Origin of the sequence: Tenacibaculum sp. 190524A02b (assembly GCF_964036645.1) — a bacterium.
GTDB lineage: Bacteria > Bacteroidota > Bacteroidia > Flavobacteriales > Flavobacteriaceae > Polaribacter > Polaribacter vairaonense.
Genome location: NZ_OZ038525.1, coordinates 43,039 through 60,058, shown reverse-complemented (window position 1 = coordinate 60,058; position 17,020 = coordinate 43,039). Strand labels below are relative to the sequence as shown.

Here is a 17,020-nt window from a genome sequence, read left to right as displayed (position 1 = left end):
TTTAGAAAACTACTCCAATACTTTTGAGCTATATAACACAATGATTTTATAATTATGAAAAAACGTATTCTTACTTATTTAAAAAATGTTTTAGGTACCATAGTGGTTTTATTAGTTTTTGGAGTTTGTATTTTGGTGTACTTAAATGGTAGTATTGGGTATTCTAGTAATCCTTTAATGAAGGATTTGAATAATGAAGGGCCTTATGTATTTTTTGAAAACGATAGTACTTTATCAGTTAACTACATTAAAGGAAATAAGGATAAAGGGTTTTATGTAGATCGCTCTATCCATTCTACTAATGAAACAACTTCTGTTGCTTCTCATTTTATTCTAGATCAAAGTCAATTTCAATTTAATTTGAATACTCATTTTACTACTCCTAAAAGTATTTATAATGATAACGAATCTATTATAGCTGTTTCAGATATTGAAGGCAGCTATAAAGCTTTCCGTGATTTTTTAATTGCTAATGGAGTTATAAATTCTCAATTGAAATGGACTTTTGGCAAAGGGCATTTAGTATTAGTTGGTGACTTTGTTGATAGAGGTTTTTCTGTAACGCAAACACTTTGGTTCATATATAAACTAGAACAAGAAGCAGAAAGGTTGGGCGGAAAAGTTCATCTTATATTAGGTAATCATGAACTTAAAAATTTGCAAGGAAATTACAAATCGGCAGCTTATAAGTACAAAGCTACAGCTGCTATTTTAGAAAAGCAACAACTTGACTTTTATAACTCTAAATCTTTATTAGGAAAATGGCTACTTAGTAAAAACACTGTAGAAATGGTTAATGGATATCTTTTTGTTCATGGTGGTATTCACCCTGATATTGTAAACTATTCTGTTGATTTAAATACCATTAATAAGTTAATACGTTCTAGATATCATTTGACTTACTTTCCAAAACCGAATAAAGATATTAGGCAATTTCTTACTTCTACTAAAACAGGAATTGCTTGGTATCGAGGATATTTTAAAGAAAATTTATCTGAGCAACAAATTAATTCCAGCTTGGCTAAATTTAATGCTAAGGCTGTAGTTGTTGGACATACTATACAACGTAAAGTCAATAAATTATTCAACGGAAAAGTATTTGCTATTGATGTTAAACACCCTAAAGATTATAATAAGTATTGGCCTGCAAAAAATTCAGAAGGGTTACTTATAAAAAACAATAAAGCTTATAGGATTTTACATTCGGGGAAACAAATTAAATTATAAATTATGGTAGCTGTATTTATTTACTTGTTTTGGGCTTTTGTTAGTTTGTTTTTTTAATATTCATAAATGAAAACAACCCCTATAGCATTAAATGCTTTAGAGGTTGCTTTCTAATTAAAGAAATTTAACAAAGACTAATGAGTCTTCACCCCGGTTTCTTTTAAATTATCATCACTCCATATATTATTTCTTCCTCCTTTTTCACCTTGCAATACTTTATGCATTGCTGCTACTTGACCTATTGTAAACATTTTTTTCTCTATAGTTTTTGTTTTTCCCATAATATTCTCAACATTCACATATGTATCAAATAATTTAAAAGTAACATCATCTGTTACCACACAAGTCCATGGTGTATCATCAATACCATCATCTCCTACTTTATAAAATGTATTATTAGGATCATAATTATCATTAATTAATTTTTCTCTTATCCTAGCTCCTTCTTCTGTTTGTGGAGAGTTATAACCATAAGTATGTTTAAGTCCTAACCAGTGTCCAATTTCATGTATTAAGGTATTTGTTATCTTAATTGGTGTACCTAAACTCGCCTCTGAAAAAACACCTGTAATCATAGATTTTTTGTCAAATTCATTGGTTTCTACTAAAAAAGAATTGTGTGGCGGTAATACTTCATAACCAAATTCTTTTTCTGCTTCATTACCAAATACCCTACCATAACCAGGTATTTCATTAGCTATAAAAATATTTAAATATTTATCGCCATCCCATTTTCCATGTGCATTCCTGATTGATTCTATTAACTCTATATAACTTTGTGATTCATTAGTTCCAGATATCACTGCTTTACTTGATACAGTCCTTGTAATACCATTGGTAACCCCTCCTACTGGATTGCGTTTTGCCAATATAAATTCAATATTTGGATTTCCAATAATTGATTGAAACGGTTCAAATACATCATTCAAACTTGAATTCTTTGCATTATAATACACATTTATATTATGTATTATTTCTTTTACTTCATTATCTGACAAGAAGTTATTATTTACACTAGTTAAATGTACTACTACAGGTATTTTAAATGTAGCATTAAATCCACTTTCTACTTCTTTTATGTTTTCTTGATTATTATTGCCTAATATTAACTCTTCATTAGAACAACTAATAAAAACTAAGGCTGCTACAACCCCTACAACTATTTTTTTTACTTCTTTCATTTTTTAGTTTTTAATAAACTTAGTTAACTGATTACCTACTTTAACAAAATAAGTGCCATTTTGTAATTTACTTACACTTATCTTATTGTTTAGTTTATTTTTAGTTATTACAACTTGTCCTAATACATTATGAATTGTCATTTTTTTTCCTAAAAACTCATTAGAAAAATTTAAATATGTTGTAGTAGGATTAGGATATGGAGTTAATATTTTTTTTACAACATAGGTTTCTGTACTAAGTACTTCCGCTTTTTTTATCTTAAATACTTTCCCTGCACTAAACTCTATGTAGTACAAGTAATCTTCTTCAGAAATTAATGATAAAGGACCTGCTATTCCAGATACATAATCCTCTCCTACCAAACTACTTTGGGTTAAATCAACTTTTAATATTTTATTACTAGCTAAGCCTCCTATATACAAAACATTATCAATTGTTTCAATAGCTCCTCTATGTGGTATGCCATCAAAAACTTTTTTCTTAGAAGGAAACTCTTCAGCTAAGTTTAATTTTGATACTACATTACTCCCTTCTTCAACAAAATACAGCTCATTTCCATTTATAGCAAGACTAGTAGGAGAATCAAGATTACCGATAACCTCTTTTCTATCTATAAGAGCTAATGGTCCTTTTGTTAAGTCTACTTTATAAATTTTTTTTCCCGCTCTATCAGAATAATACATTATATCCTCTAACAAAACTATATCACCTACACTAGCCCCATGAGCTATTCTAAATTTAAATTTACCATCTTTATCATATAAACTTACCATATGGTCTTGTACAATAATAAATTCTTCCTTATACCATTTCACAACAGTAGCTTCCTCTATATTATTTACAATAGTTTCTTTACTACCATTTACTAAATCTATTTTAATAACGTTGCCTTTTTTTCCTGTATCATCAATCTCTAAAACAAGTAATCGATTGTTTTTTACATCTAGGCTCATTGGGCTTTTAAGGTTTCCAACCACTAACTCTGATTGTGCTTTTAGTTTTATACCAAAAACTAAAAAAATTAATACTAAATAAATTCGTTTCATATGTTTTTCATTTAAAGTTTCAATTGCCTTACTAAAACAATCTTTATAAATTAAACCCTACCTTTTTTTGATATTATTTTAACTAAAAAATCTAATTGAATATCTTCTAGCTTTAATAATTGTTCTAAAGATTTTGGCAAGAAAACATCTGGTTGTGTACCATTACCATCTAATGTTTTTCCATTTCTTTGATAAGAAATCATTGTAGAAACTTTAACTCTTATTTGTGAATTTGTTAAATAAAACTTCTGAGACTTTCCACTGGAGCCATCTGTAGTATTTCCTACAATTTTAACATTTGGGAGTCCTTTTAAAGAAGCTGCAAAAACAGAAGCCGCACTAAAGGTTTTTTCATCTACTAAAATGTAAACTATTCCTTTATAAAATTCTTTTCTGCTTTTTAAAATCATATAGTACGGCTCTGTAAACTTAGATTCATCTGCTTTTACATAAGGGGTAAAGTTATTATTAAAAGAGTTTATTGCTTCTCTATCTTTTTCATTAAACCTTTTAGATCCATATCTAAACAGATATCTATTATCCATCGATTTATAATCTTCAAATACACTATCAGTTCTAACATAAGCTATATTTGCTACCCAAGGTGATTTATCCTTTGGTATGAAATACTCTCCCAATAAATTTAAAACATCCCTACGTCCTCCAGGATTATTTCTTAAATCCAAAATTAAAGCCTTAGTATTACTAAAGTTACCAATAACATTATGTAGATACTCTTTATATTTTTTTTCTCTTTTTAAGTTTTTCATCCTAGGAATTGCTATATAACCAATATTTTCCCCAAGCAGTGTATCCAGCTTTTTATACTTATTAGATTCTAAATTGTTATAGTTTTTCCTAAAATTACTTGCTGTTCTGGATTTATACCCTTGTTTCTTTTTACTTAACTTATAATTCTCTTTTTTTACATTTCCTTGATCATCATGAAAAGTAACTGAAATAGTATCTTCTATATTTATATTATTTTCAAAATATAACTTCCCTATTCTTTGAATACTCTCTGCTGCTCTTTTAAGTTTTGATTCTTTGGGTGCTTTTTTATGTTTATATGCATAATTCTCTAAATAACTTTCAATACTTACCTTATTAACACTTTGTATATAAGGGTATTTTTTATGCAATAACTCATATTGGTTATTTTTTTCTTTTACAGCTATTAATTTATCATTTAAAACTGTTATCCCAAAAGGTAACCTTAACCCGTAAGTTGCATGATTTTTTTTATTTTTTAAATCATTTTTTACTGAAGCATGCCTATCTCCTATTTCTGCTAGAATCTTTGCTAATTCATTTGTCAAATAATTAACATCTATTGTTTCTTTTTTTTGCGATAAAAAACTTCTTAAAACATCTAACTTTTCACTATAATTAAAATTTATTAACTGAATATAAGATGATTTTGTTTTTAAAATTCTTTCAAACTCATTTATATCTTCTAAAGCTTGTTTTGAGCTTATTTTTTGAGGAGGTAAATTAAATTTCTTATTATATAATTTTACAAACTCTCTATTTTCTTTAGTTAGCTTTGCACTAACTTTAAATAACTTCCCTTTATCCTGTAACTTTAGCTCAACATGTTTTTTTACCACATGTTTTTTTCCATAAAACAATACATAAACTAAATCTTCCGAAAATCTTTTTTTCCATTTACCCCCAAAATTCTCCTTACATAACTTAATAAGTTCTTCTTGAGTAAAACCATCTATAGTTTTTAATAAGTACCATTTTTTATTATATCTTATTATTGGTGAGTTTTCACTCCATTTTACTCCTGTAAATGGTGACTTTTTAAAATCTAGACTTTGCGAATATGTTACTATACTTAATAACATAATTATACATGTATGATATAACTTCAGCTTACTCATTTTACTCCTTTAATTTTTTACATTTACGTAAGCAAACGTAGTTTACCTAAGCTTTCTAAAAAAAACTATTAGATTTACTTAGGAGAATCATCGACAACCTTGTTGTTATTTCCGATATTAACAATAGATTATTATATAGATTTACTTTCATTAAATGTATTTATAATGACAAAGAAAATTAACTTGAGTTTACATATTGTTCTTTGCTTGATAATTGGTAGTTGGTCTATACTTAATTTTTATCATAAAAGTTTTTTAAAAGCAATTACCAGTGATTCTTTTGAAAGCTTAATCGCCTTAACCATTGCTTATATAACCAATTATTATGCTTTTAGAAAATCTAATAAGAATTCTCTTTTTCTCTGCATAATTTTATCTTTAAGCTCCTTATTCTTGTTAGCCTTTTTAAAGGAGTATAGAATAGTAAATAGTAATCAAAATTTTGAAGGTATATATTGGTTAAATTTATTTCCTCATTTTTTACTCTTTATTGGTAAATCATTTTTATTTTTTTTAATTGTTTACTCTATTAATGCATTAACTAACAACAAAAAACAGGCTTTGATTAACTCTTTAAAATCTTCTCAACAACAATTATTAAGACAACAATTTAACCCTCATTTCTTATACAATGCCTTCAATTCATTGTATAGCATGTCTATTCAAAATAACCCTAAAACATCTGATACTATTTTAAAGCTCTCTGGAATGATGCGTTATTTAACAGATGATTTAACTTTAACTAAAGTGAAGTTATCCAGAGAATTAAAATTTATAAATGAATACATTGACTTGGAAGAGGTAAGGTTTGGAAACAATACTAATATTACGTTCACATTCTCAGGAAATATAGACTTTATACTTATAGAGCCATTTACTTTAATTCCTTTTGTAGAAAATGCTTTTAAACATGGAGATCATCTAAGTAACAAAAACTCTTATATCATAATTAATTTATTTACTGATGATAATATTCTTAGTTTTACTGTTGAAAACAGTACTAACAGTAATAAAACTATAGTAAATAGAAAGGGGAAAGGCTTAACCAACATTAAAAATCGGCTAAAATTAACCTATCCTAAAAAACATATTCTAAAAATAGAAAATACCTCAAATAGGTTTTTTATACATTTAATTATAGAACTAGATTAATTAATTTTAATATGCATAAAGTAATTATTATTGATGACGAACAATTAGCCATTGATGTTATTCAATTATATTTAGATAAATTTCCAAATTACAAGGTTTTAAAAACATTTACTGATCCCTTACCTGCTTTAGATTACTTAAAAAACAATACTATAGATATAGTTTTTAGCGATATTGAAATGTCTTTCATTTCTGGTTTAGATATAATTAACTTATGTAAAAATAAATCTATTAAGTTTATTCTAGTTACCTCTTATAGTCACTACGCTGTTGAATGTTTTGATTTAGATGTTGTTGATTATTTATTAAAACCTGTCTCCTTTAAGCGATTTACAAAAGCTATTAATCGTTATGAGTCTAGTCTTAATTCCAGTAATACTAATATTTCTTCTTTATCTTTAGGCTCTTTTTTTATAAAAGACGGTGATGAATATGTTAAAGTATTCACCGAAGAAATAGATTATATTGAAGGAATGAAAGATTATGTTAAAATTGTATGTGGTAAAAATTTTCACGTAGTTTTAAAAACATTAAAATCTTTAGAAAACTTACTAGCTTCTAAAGATTTTATTAGAGTTCATAAATCATATATTATCCCACTAAGAAAGATTATTCAATATAATGGAAAATGTGTTTTAATTAATAGCTCTGAAATTCCTGTAGGAAGTAGTTACCGAAATAACATTAAAGATTTTTTAGATAAAAATAAATTGTAGTTAGATTCTTTTTCACTTTTACTCCTGAAACCAGCTTGCATACTTTACATAGTTATTCGCTATTCTGTCTATTTCTCCAGAAATAAGTTCTTGTGAAATATCTTTTACTTTTTTAGCGGGTACACCTGCATAAATGCTTCCGCTTTCTACTACAGTATTTTTAGTAACTACTGCTCCTGCAGCTATTATAGAATTAGATTCAACAACACAATCATCCATAATAATACTTCCCATACCTACTAATACATTGTCATGAATTGTACAACCGTGAACAATTGCATTATGGCCTATAGATACATTATTTCCTATAGTAGTTGGTGATTTTTGATAGGTTGCATGAATTACTGCACCGTCTTGAACATTTACTTTATCTCCCATTTTTATGTAGTGTACATCTCCACGAATAACGGCATTAAACCATACACTACATTCTTTTCCCATAGTTACCTCACCTACAATCGTCGCATTTTCTGCTACATAACAATCTTCTGGTATTTGTGGATACTTTCCTCTTATTTGTTTTATTATTTTCATGTGTTTAGTTTTCATCTATTTAAAATAGGATAAAAGATTCGCTTTTTTAGTTGCTGACACCATAATTTCTTGTCCATTTAACAATACAATGCTACCTCCTTTTCCTTTTTTGTATTTGATTACAGCATTTATGTTTACCAAATAGGATTTATGTACTCTTGCAAACGCATACTCTTCTAGTATGTTTTCAAAATGTTTCAGTGTTTTACTAACTACTTTTTTCCTATTACTCAAGTATATTTCTGTGTAATTATCATCTGCCTTGCAAAAAAGAATGTCATTAACTTCTAATACCTCAAATCCGTCTTGTTGAGGTATGGTTATTTTTCCTGACTTTACAATTTCTGTTGGTGCCAATACTGAGTTTTCTAGCTGAACTTCTTTCTCTTTTATTTCAGTGACATGGTTTACCGCTTTTATTAACTCATCTATAGAAATAGGTTTTAATAAATAGTATGATGCCTGATTGTTTAAAGCTTCTATTGCATAATGATCATAGGCAGTTACAAAAATAGTTTCAAAAGTCCTATTTTCTACCTTTTCTAATAAGTCAAAAGCATTTCCATAAGGCATTTCAACATCTAAAAATACCAAGTCTAACTCATGTTTTTGTATCAATGCGTAACCTTCTTCAATATTACTTGCCTCTCCTACTAATTCTACATTAGGGCAATATTTTGATAAATAGTTTCTTAAAATATCTCTACTTATGGCTTCGTCTTCTACTATTATGGCTTTTATTTTCATATGGCTCCTTTTTAATCTCTTTTTAATTGTAATACAACTTTTGTTCCTGATCCGTCTGCAATAGCATCCGTTACATTTACTGTTACTTTATCTTGGTACATATCATTTAAAATATCAATTCTGTTTTTGATTGTACTCATTCCTTTTGATTTTTGTTTTAACTGATTTTTGGTTTTCATCTCCATCGATTTTTTTCTTCCTACTCCGTCATCTTCAATACAAATACTAATTTCTTGTTCATTAATTTGGTTCATTGTTATCTGAAGTTTTCCTTTCTCCTTCTTATAACGCAATCCATGCCATATAGCATTTTCTATATACGGTTGTAATAACATTGGTGGAATAGAATACGCTTCTAATGGTATTTTTTCATCTACCATTATCGTGTAGTCAAATTTATCTTGAAAACGATTATGCTCTAACTTAACATACAATTGTAATAATTCTATTTCTTTTGACAACGGAATAAAATCCTCATCTGAGTTTTCTAATACCGATCGCATTAACGCTGAGAACTCTGATAAATATCTATTGGCACTCCTTTCATCATTTACGGCAATAAAACTATTTACTGAATTTAAAGCATTAAAAATAAAATGTGGATTCATTTGTGAACGCATTGATTTTAATGCTAGTAAATTATTAGCTAATTTTTGCTGGCGAATGTTTTTATACATAAAATACACCAATAGCACTATTAAAAAGATACTTGCTAGCAATGAATAAATAATTATTTCTTGCCGTGTATTGCTTTCTTGTACTAACTGTTGATCTTTATAAGCTAGATTAATTTTACTTTCTGACAATTCTTTATCTTTTTCTAAACTGGCAATTCTATTTTGATTGTCTGCAATCTTTTTTGTTAATCTTTTTACTTGATAAATTTCTTGTTCTTTTCGGATATATAATGAATCTACAACACTTACAAACTCCCTGTAAGAATCCATCGCTTTTACATTATCCCCAATCTTAGCATATACTTCTGATAGTTTCCTTACTGCATGTTTTTGGACTTCTAAATCTTCTTTTTTTGCTGCTTCCTTTGCACTTTTCTCTAAATATTCAATGGCATTTGGATAGTCCTCTTTTAACATATAAGCATATCCAATTTTATAATTAATTTTTTGAGAAGTTATGGAGTCTACCAAGCTTTCTTTATCATCTGTTTCTATAGTTATTTCATTGGCTTTTTTTAAACTTTCTTTTCTTAACTCAATCTCTTCATCAAATCGACGTGATGTATTAAAGTAATCTGCTACTTTGGTTTCTTGCTTTAAAGACTTTCCTACATTTTCTTGATTGGCTAATTGTAACGAGTTTTGATATAGAGAATCTGCTTTTTTTATTTCTCCAGATTTCGCATAAAGATCAGCTAACTTAGAATTCAAATCGGTAACCTTAGCCTCTATCTGGTTATTCTCTGCAATTATTAGTGCTGATTTATAATTTAGTTCAGCTTTGGACAGCTGGTTTAAACTCTTGTATACATCTCCTAACCCTTCAAAAAGCGACATACTTTCATACAATGTCAATTTTTGCTTTCTGCACCTTAAGTATGACTTTTCACTTTCTTTATACTGACCATCTAAATATTGTGCTTTTGCGAGTTGCAATCTTACAATAGGTTCATTTTTTTCTTTTAAGGAAGCCTGGTAATTTTCTACCGCTAAATCGTATTGTTTCCAGTAAAAATAAACGTTTGCTAATACTTCATAAACATTTGCTTTTCTTGATTTTGTCAAGTTACTTTTAAGCATTTTACTTACAAAACCAATACTTTTTTCAATGTCTTTTTTCTCGTAAAATCGAACCGAATCTAAATATTGGTTGTAGAAATCTGGCTTAGAAATCTTTTTTTTATTGAAAGAAGAACGCTTTCTTTTTATTTTTTGTGTGAGTTTTTCATAAGGTTTTTCTACTTCAATACGAATATTATCTCCGCTTCTTATAGTATAATACACGGTCTCAAAATCTGGGTGACGTACTGTTAACTCATCACCTATTCTAGCTTTTATTTCGTACCTATCTTTTACTGGTGAAACATAAAAATAACTTCCATTTACGGATACTTCTGCATTGGTTATTGCTTTGTTTGTTTCTTTTTCAATTACTTCTAATTGTATATTACGTTTTTTACTAGGTGTATTATAGTCATATTGCGCGCATACTAATTGCGTTATTAAAACAAAACATAATACGTGTATTTTCTGCCACATTTTCTTTTTGTATAAATATATTTAAAAATATGCTGTAAACATATCATCAAAAAATCAATTAAAAAAATGGGGATTTACTGAAAAGACTAATTTTTAGCTTCATTTTTACTCACTCACTCAATGCTATGTTTTGTTTACTCATGTAAAAACGGGTTTCCCTCATTCTTAATTTTTTAAGAAAAAAGTTGCTTGTAGTTTTACCCTATTAAAAATCAAAAACAATTATGAAAAACCTATACTTTTTACTATTCATTCTATTATCTGGAAATCTATTTAGTCAAATAAACAAAGAACCTAATCCTTATATAGACGTAAATGGTAAAGCCGAAATGGAAATAGTTCCCAATTTAGTACACATAGATGTATGTCTTCAGGAAAGAATGGAAAACGGGGAAAAACTCACTTTAAAAAAGATAGAAAACTCTTTAAAAAATGAATTGAATGTTATTGGAATATCTGAAAAAGAATTATACATCTCTGATATTAATTCCATAGTTGCTAAAACTAGCTGGTGGAAAACGGAACGTTTTTCTGTTGGTAAGTATTTATTAAAAGTAAAACAAATAGATAAGCTACAGGAGGTTTTTAAGGTTTTTGAGAAATTAAAAATTACTGATGCTTCTATTATAAAAGCTACCCATTCAAATTTAGCTGACTATAGAAAGAAAAATAGGATTAATGCGATTAAAGCTGCTAAAGAAAAGGCAGATTATTTATTGAATGCTATTAATGCTAAAACAGGAAAACCAATTAAAGTAAATGAAATGGAACAAAATTTTCAAGATTTTGCTCAAATCAATTATGTAGGAAATTCTAATTTATATAGTTCTAGAATCTCCAAAATAAAAAGCTTTGAAAAAGGAACAATCCAATTTGAAAATATAAAACTGATTTCAACCATTCATGTGGTTTTTGAAATTAAATAATCTAGAATCTTAAAATCAAAAAATTATGAAAACACATACAATATATTTCTTATTAGCTTCCTTGTTTATAGGAACAGTAAATGCTACAGATGCTGAAAAAATTAGCAAACCAATGATTAAAGTGGCTTTATTATTAGACACAAGTAATAGTATGGATGGGCTCATTAACCAAGCTAAAGCACAATTGTGGGAAATAGTTAATGAACTATCGTATGCAAAATGTAAAGGAGAATCTCCTAATTTAGAGATTGCCTTGTATGAATATGGAAATGATGATTTAGCTATTAAAAAAGGATTTATTAGAAAAGTGTTGGCTTTTACAAATGATTTAGATGCTATTTCCGAACGTTTATTTTCTTTAGATACTAATGGAGGAAAAGAGTATTGTGGAGAAGTTATTCAGACTTCTATTGACGAATTAGAATGGGGAAAACAAAATGATGATTTAAAAATGATTTTTATTGCCGGAAATGAACCTTTTACACAAGGAAAAACTCATTTTAAAGATGCAATTATTGATGCTAAAGAAAAAGGAATTACAGTGAATACTATTTTTTGTGGAGATTATAACCAAGGAATTTCAGGTAGCTGGCAAGAAGGAGCTCATTTAGGCGAAGGTGATTATATGACGATTAATCATAATAAAAAGATTGTACATGTGGTTACTCCTTATGATAAAGACATTATTATTTTAAATAAAAAACTAAACAAAACGTATTTGTATTATGGAAATAAAGGTGCTTCTAAATACAGTAATCAAGCCAAGCAAGATGCCAATGCTACAGTTTTAGATGAAGTGGTTGCGGTTAAAAGAGCTGTTACTAAAAGCTCAAAAATGTATAGTAATGCTTCTTGGGACTTAGTAGATGCTTCAAAGGATAAAAAGTTTGATTACAAAAAATTAAAGAAAAAACAATTACCAAAAACATTACAAAATAAATCGGAAAAAGAAATTGAAGTGTATGTGGAAAAGAAACGTAAAGAACGTGAAGTAATACAACAAAAAATTCAATATTTAAATACAAAAAGAAAAAGATATGCTTTGAAAAAGCAAAACGAAAATTCCAAGAATAATGAACTTAATCGTGTGATGATTAACGCGATTAAAAAACAGGCCAAAAAGAAAAATTATTCTTGGTAATTTTTAATAGTTGTCAGAAAAGCGAAGGTTGTGTCTTCGCTTTTTTTTATTGTATTAATAAATGTTGTCCAATGCTAATGGTATTATCACGTAAGCCATTTACTTCTTTTATTTGCTTAACACTTATTTGAAATTTTCTTGCTATAGAATATAAAGTGTCTCCTTTTTTAACTTCGTAATAATTCCCTACTGTTTTAACTGGTGTAGTAGGTTGTGTAGTTTTTGAAGGTTTCATATAATCATATTTTGTTAGATTATATTTTTTGATGATTCCTATTAATTTTTGTGGGTATCTTTTATCAGTCGCGTATCCAGCTCTCCTTAATCCATATGCCCAGCCTTTATAATCTGTATGTTTTAATTTAAATAAACTGGCATAACGTTTACGAGAAGTTAAAAACTTAGAATGATCTTCATAAGAGGTTTCTGGATATTTGTATTTCCTAAAACATTCTCCTTTTCTATCGTCATCATGAGTTACACTTTTTCCTTGCCAGCCTCTATGACATTTAATTCCAAAATGATTATTTGAACGAATTGCAAGAGGGCTTCTTCCACTTCCAGACTCTAAAATTCCTTGGGCTAAAGTAATACTTGCAGGTATATTATGCTCATACATTTTACGTACAGCAATTGGTGCAAATTTCTCTACATACGCTACGGTATGGTTCGTAGTAGTTTTCCTAGTTTTTGTTACTTGTTCTAATTGTGGTAACTCAGGTGCTTTTTCATCTTCTCGCTCTAGAATTACTTTTTTTCTAGGGCTTTCCACTACTTTTTTACTTGATCCACAACTTGCTAAAAAAAGCGTGCTGATACCAATAATTAAACCTACTCTTAACTTCATTTTTATTATAAAGTGCTATTCTATTACTATTTCTCCTTTATTTTTCAATTTCTCATTAGCGCCTTTTATTCCTTGTAATCCTCCTGTATGAATTGCTAAAATTTTACTTCCTTCTGGAAAAGAATTTTTAGAAACCATATCTATAATCCCAAAAAGCATTTTACCAGTATATATAGGATCTAAAGGAATTTTTGTTTCTTTCTTAAATTGATTGATAAAACGTATCAATTCTTCATTAAACTTTCCATAACCTCCAAAATGATATTCTTTTGTTAATTCCCAATTATCATTCCTTTTAGCAAGGCTTTCTATTTCTTTTTGTAAAAAATCACCTTTTAACGCAGGAAATCCTATCACTTTTTGATGGTTTTTAACCGAGTTTATTATCCCTGAAATAGTTCCACCAGTTCCTATTGCGCAACAAATATAATCGAATTTTTCATCTTTAGGTTGTAAGATTTCTTTGCAACCTCTAATAGCCAATTCATTAGTTCCTCCTTCTGGGATTAGGTAAAAATCACCAAACTCCTCTTTCAAAACTTCTATAAAAATGTTCTCTTCTTTTTTTCGGTAATCTTCTCTACTCACAAATTTTAAATGCATTCCATTTTCATAAGCGTGTTTTAACGTAGCATTCTTTACTAGAACTTCATCTAATTTATTAGCAAGTTCTTCTCCTCTAATAATTCCTATTGTCTTTAACTTAGATAAGTTTCCTGCTGAAGCTACTGCAGCTATGTGATTTGAAAATGCTCCTCCAAAAGTAAGTAACGTTTGTTTTTTCTGATGTATTGCTTCTTCAATATTATATTTTAATTTTCTATACTTATTTCCAGAAACAAACGGATGAATTGTGTCTTCTCTTTTTATAAAAAGTTCTACTTTTTTTTCTTTTAAAACAGAAAGAAAAACTTGTTGGTTGGTGGTATTTTCTATAATGTCAAACATAAATTAACAGGGAAAACACTAATTATATCCAGTCACTTTTTCCTCTACTTGCTCCCATTCTTCCATCAACTCATCAACCTTTGCTTTTTTAGCTTTATAACTTTCAAAAAAATTAGGTTGTGAAGACACTTCTTCATAATTCTGTGCCAATTCTAAATCTATTTTTTCTATTTCAGCTTCTAAATCTGCTATCTGAGTTTCTATTTTTCCTAATCTATTTTTTAACTTCTTTAATTCTTTCTCTTGTTCTTTAGATAGTTTATAAGCTTCTTTTTTAGAAGAATCTTTTTGTTCTTTAACTACTGTTCTTTTTTCTGCTTCACGCAGGTTCTCCATTTTGTGTTGCTCTAAGAAATAATCAATATCTCCTAAATACTCTTTTATTACTTTGTCTTTGAACCCATAAACTGTTGAGGTTAATCCTTGTAAAAAATCACGGTCATGTGAAACAATAATAAGCGTTCCTTTAAAATTTTGTAGTGCTTGTTTTAATACATTCTTTGAAGCAATATCTAAATGGTTGGTAGGCTCATCCATTATTAGTACATTAAAAGGGGAAAGTAATAATTTACACAATGCCAAACGGTTTCTTTCTCCACCTGATAATACTTTTGCTTTTTTATCTACCGCTTCTCCACCAAATAAAAATGCACCTAGCATATCTCTAACCTTTACTCTGTTACCATCATTAGCAGCATCTTCCATTATTTCCAAGACTGTTTTTTCTGGTGGCAAATATTCCGATTGGTTTTGCGCAAAATATCCTACTTCAACATTATGACCTAATTTTAAATTCCCATCAAAAGGAATTTCACCTACCATCATTTTAGCTAATGTTGATTTTCCTTGACCATTTTGTCCTACAAAAGCTATTTTACTATTACGTTCTATTAATAAATCTACATTTTCTAAAACTTGCTTATCTCCATAACATTTTCCTAAGTTTTCAGCCTCTACAATAATTTTACCTGGCTCTTTAGATATTTCAAAGCGAACATTCATTACGGCATTATCATCCTGATCTACTTCTATACGCTCTACTTTATCTAATTTTTTTATAAGTGATTGTGCCATGGAAGCCTTTTTAGCTTTGGCTCTAAACTTTTCAATAAGTTTTTGTGTGTGTTCTATTTCTTTTTCTTGATTTTTCTGAGCTTGTAATTGTTTTTCTTTTATTTCTGCTCTAAGCTTTAGAAATTCTGTATATGGCTTTTTGTAATCGTAAATTTGACCTAACGATATTTCAATAGTTCTATTAGTTACATTATCTAAAAACATTTTATCATGCGATACCAATACAATTGCTCCTGAATAGTTTTTTAAAAAGTTTTCTAACCAAATAATTGATTCAATATCTAAATGGTTTGTAGGCTCATCCAGTAATAAAATATCATTATTCTGTAATAATAACTTTGCTAATTCAATACGCATACGCCATCCTCCAGAAAAAGTATCCGTAAGTTTATCAAAATCTTCTCTTTGAAAACCTAAACCTTGCAAAACCTTTTCTGTATCTCCTTGGTAATTATAACCTCCTAATAATTCATAACGCTCTGTTTTTTCATTTAAATCTATAATTAGCTGATTATAACTTTCACTTTCATAATCAGTTCTTTCAGCTAACTGATTATTAATACCTTCTAACTCAGCTTCTATTTCTTTAATTTCAGTAAATGCTTGGTAAGCTTCTTCTAAAATGGTTCTTCCATGTACGAAATCAATATCCTGACGTAAAAAACCTATTTTTACTTCTTTATCAAAAGCAATCGTTCCTCCACTACTTTCAATATCTTTTGCTAGGACTTTTAACAAAGTAGATTTTCCTGCTCCATTCTTTCCTATTAACCCAATTCTATCTCCTTTATTTAATTTAAAGGTAATTCCTGAAAACAAATCAGTTCCCATAAAAGAGACTGTTAAATTATGTACGTTTAGCATATTTATAGAAGTAATTACCGTAAATTTGTAACACTTGTTACAAGCTACGATTTTGTTTTTGTTGAAATTTGCACAAACTTACAAAAACGAATCAGTTAATTAAACTTATACTTCTTTATATGTTTGGTAAAGGCAATAAATTATATAGCATTTTTAGAAATAAATGCCCTAAATGTCACAAAGGTGATTTTTTCAAGTATCGTGTAACTTTAAACCCCAAAAAAGTGACTACTTTACATGAGAACTGTCCAAATTGTGGCTTAAAATACATGATGGAACCTTCTTTTTATTTTGGTGCTATGTATGTTAACTATGCTATTGCAGTAGCTTTATTCGTGGGAGTTTTTATTATTTCAAAATTATTTATTGGTTTAACCATTCTCCAAAGTTTCATTACTGTTATTATTGTTTCTTTATTATTAACTCCTTTTAGCTTGCGCTTATCTAGAATAATATGGATTAACATTTTTGTGAAATATCAAAAAAGTTAAACTTTATTTTAACTTTTTAT

15 protein-coding genes are annotated in these 17,020 nt (G+C 28.3%); 6 read left to right on the top strand and 9 right to left on the bottom strand.

All coding sequences use genetic code 11. The features are described 5' to 3' along the window. Positions 1–54 precede the first annotated feature (54 nt). Positions 55–1,227 (top strand): metallophosphoesterase, encoded by a 1,173-nt coding sequence (locus tag ABNT65_RS00240; RefSeq protein ID WP_348746821.1) that lies wholly within the window; start codon positions 55–57, stop codon positions 1,225–1,227. Between the two features lie 134 nt (positions 1,228–1,361). On the opposite strand, the gene ABNT65_RS00235 is transcribed toward ABNT65_RS00240, so the two are convergent. Genes ABNT65_RS00235 through ABNT65_RS00225 form a run of 3 tightly spaced genes read right to left on the bottom strand, consistent with a single transcriptional unit; the run spans position 1,362 to position 5,308 of the window. Next, entirely contained in the window at positions 1,362–2,408 is a 1,047-nt protein-coding gene (locus ABNT65_RS00235) for a M43 family zinc metalloprotease (RefSeq protein ID WP_348702536.1), read from the bottom strand. Between the two features lie 3 nt (positions 2,409–2,411). Further along, positions 2,412–3,455 carry a T9SS type A sorting domain-containing protein gene (locus tag ABNT65_RS00230; protein WP_348746820.1) on the bottom strand — a complete coding sequence of 348 codons (1,044 nt, stop codon included), beginning with the start codon at positions 3,453–3,455 and terminating at the stop codon, positions 2,412–2,414. Positions 3,456–3,505: 50 nt separating this feature from the next. Next, the gene (locus tag ABNT65_RS00225; RefSeq protein WP_348737194.1) at positions 3,506–5,308 is read right to left on the bottom strand and encodes a S41 family peptidase; all 1,803 of its coding nucleotides are present in this window, start codon (positions 5,306–5,308) and stop codon (positions 3,506–3,508) included. Positions 5,309–5,509: 201 nt separating this feature from the next. On the opposite strand from ABNT65_RS00225, the gene ABNT65_RS00220 reads away from it, so the two are divergent. Beyond that, positions 5,510–6,496, top strand: coding sequence for a sensor histidine kinase (locus ABNT65_RS00220; protein WP_348702539.1), 987 nt, complete (start codon positions 5,510–5,512; stop codon positions 6,494–6,496). An 11-nt stretch (positions 6,497–6,507) separates the two neighbouring features. Continuing rightward, the gene (locus tag ABNT65_RS00215; protein ID WP_348702540.1) at positions 6,508–7,212 is read left to right on the top strand and encodes a LytTR family DNA-binding domain-containing protein; all 705 of its coding nucleotides are present in this window, start codon (positions 6,508–6,510) and stop codon (positions 7,210–7,212) included. An 18-nt stretch (positions 7,213–7,230) separates the two neighbouring features. Here ABNT65_RS00215 and ABNT65_RS00210 read toward each other — a convergent pair whose 3' ends face one another. The 3 genes from ABNT65_RS00210 to ABNT65_RS00200 are packed head-to-tail and all read right to left on the bottom strand — an operon-like array spanning position 7,231 to position 10,709. After that, entirely contained in the window at positions 7,231–7,746 is a 516-nt protein-coding gene (locus ABNT65_RS00210) for a gamma carbonic anhydrase family protein (RefSeq protein ID WP_348746819.1), read from the bottom strand. A gap of 15 nt (positions 7,747–7,761) precedes the next feature. After that, on the bottom strand, positions 7,762–8,493 hold the full coding sequence (locus ABNT65_RS00205) for a LytTR family DNA-binding domain-containing protein (protein WP_348702542.1): 732 nt from the start codon (positions 8,491–8,493) through the stop codon (positions 7,762–7,764). 11 nt (positions 8,494–8,504) lie between these two features. Next, positions 8,505–10,709: a histidine kinase gene (locus ABNT65_RS00200; protein ID WP_348746818.1), complete on the bottom strand. Its 2,205-nt coding sequence runs from the start codon at positions 10,707–10,709 to the stop codon at positions 8,505–8,507. Between the two features lie 224 nt (positions 10,710–10,933). On the opposite strand from ABNT65_RS00200, the gene ABNT65_RS00195 reads away from it, so the two are divergent. After that, a complete protein-coding gene (locus ABNT65_RS00195) occupies positions 10,934–11,635 on the top strand; it encodes an SIMPL domain-containing protein (RefSeq protein ID WP_348737203.1) in 702 nt (233 codons plus the stop codon). Between the two features lie 25 nt (positions 11,636–11,660). After that, complete coding sequence (locus tag ABNT65_RS00190; RefSeq protein WP_348737205.1) at positions 11,661–12,776, top strand: vWA domain-containing protein; 1,116 nt, start codon at positions 11,661–11,663, stop codon at positions 12,774–12,776. 46 nt (positions 12,777–12,822) lie between these two features. Here ABNT65_RS00190 and ABNT65_RS00185 read toward each other — a convergent pair whose 3' ends face one another. From ABNT65_RS00185 to ABNT65_RS00175, 3 genes are read right to left on the bottom strand one after another with little or no spacing between them, the layout of a single operon-like run. Continuing rightward, positions 12,823–13,623: a glucosaminidase domain-containing protein gene (locus ABNT65_RS00185; protein ID WP_348737207.1), complete on the bottom strand. Its 801-nt coding sequence runs from the start codon at positions 13,621–13,623 to the stop codon at positions 12,823–12,825. Positions 13,624–13,638: 15 nt separating this feature from the next. Beyond that, a complete protein-coding gene (locus tag ABNT65_RS00180) occupies positions 13,639–14,571 on the bottom strand; it encodes a 1-aminocyclopropane-1-carboxylate deaminase/D-cysteine desulfhydrase (RefSeq protein ID WP_348737209.1) in 933 nt (310 codons plus the stop codon). A gap of 18 nt (positions 14,572–14,589) precedes the next feature. Beyond that, positions 14,590–16,509: an ABC-F family ATP-binding cassette domain-containing protein gene (locus ABNT65_RS00175; RefSeq protein WP_348746817.1), complete on the bottom strand. Its 1,920-nt coding sequence runs from the start codon at positions 16,507–16,509 to the stop codon at positions 14,590–14,592. Between the two features lie 224 nt (positions 16,510–16,733). On the opposite strand from ABNT65_RS00175, the gene ABNT65_RS00170 reads away from it, so the two are divergent. Next, positions 16,734–17,000 carry a DUF983 domain-containing protein gene (locus tag ABNT65_RS00170; RefSeq protein WP_348702549.1) on the top strand — a complete coding sequence of 89 codons (267 nt, stop codon included), beginning with the start codon at positions 16,734–16,736 and terminating at the stop codon, positions 16,998–17,000. Positions 17,001–17,020: the final 20 nt, after the last annotated feature.